The sequence below is a fragment of the Enterobacter sp. ENT02 genome (genome assembly GCF_019219165.1).
GTDB classification, from domain to species: domain Bacteria; phylum Pseudomonadota; class Gammaproteobacteria; order Enterobacterales; family Enterobacteriaceae; genus Enterobacter; species Enterobacter mori.
Genome location: NZ_JAHUWD010000036.1, coordinates 1 through 255 on the forward strand (window position 1 = coordinate 1; position 255 = coordinate 255).

Annotated in this window: 1 rRNA gene; it reads left to right on the top strand. The window is 54.9% G+C overall.

What is annotated here, in order from left to right:
- Positions 1 to 255, top strand: a 23S ribosomal RNA gene (locus KW829_RS22805); the annotation flags it as partial.

Sequence of the window (255 nt, forward strand, 5' to 3'; positions counted from 1 at the left end):
GCAGTGTACCCGCGGCAAGACGGAAAGACCCCGTGAACCTTTACTATAGCTTGACACTGAACACTGGTCCTTGATGTGTAGGATAGGTGGGAGGCTTTGAAGCGTGGACGCCAGTCTGCGTGGAGCCGACCTTGAAATACCACCCTTTAATGGCTGGTGTTCTAACGTAGACCCGTAATCCGGGTTGCGGACAGTGTCTGGTGGGTAGTTTGACTGGGGCGGTCTCCTCCCAAAGAGTAACGGAGGAGCACGAAG